This is a genomic window from Ectobacillus ponti (assembly GCF_024294785.1).
GTDB lineage: Bacteria > Bacillota > Bacilli > Bacillales > Bacillaceae_G > Ectobacillus > Ectobacillus ponti.
In genome coordinates, this window is sequence record NZ_JANCLT010000125.1 from 1 (window position 1) to 508 (window position 508).

Annotated in this window: 1 protein-coding gene; it reads right to left on the reverse strand. The window is 49.6% G+C overall.

The window, feature by feature from the left end; genetic code table 11:
• A partial coding sequence (locus tag NK662_RS24865) for an SDR family oxidoreductase (RefSeq protein WP_254761393.1) occupies positions 1 to 508 on the reverse strand: 508 nt, incomplete at both ends.

A 508-nucleotide genomic window follows, 5' to 3' on the forward strand; every position in this document is an offset into this window, starting at 1 on the left:
GAGGAAACGAGCAAAATTTGTAGGAACAAAACCAGGGGCTATACAGTTAACACGAGTATTTGGCCCCATCTCAGCAGCAAGAGCCTTTGTGAGACCAAGCAGGGCAGTTTTTGTAACAGCATACATCGACAATGCTGGTTCTGGATTATAGCCAGTAATTGAAGAAATCAATATCACGGATGATCCCTTCCGCAAATATGCAGCAGCATCCTGAAGAAGAAGAATAGATGCCTTAACATTAATATCCCATAGTTTGTCAAGGATAGGCTCTTTCATTTCTAATATGTTATCTACGGAAGGATTGGCAGCAGCATTGGAGACAACTATGTCGATATGCCCAAAATTCTTGACCGCCGTGTCGATGAGGTTCTTGCGCTGCTCCGGGATGGAGACATGGCAGACCACCCCGACGACGGTGATCCCCTTCGCCCTGAGGCCCACGACCGCCTCGTCGACGTTCTTCTTCTTGCGGGAGGAGATGACGACGGCGGCGCCCTCGAGGCCGAGG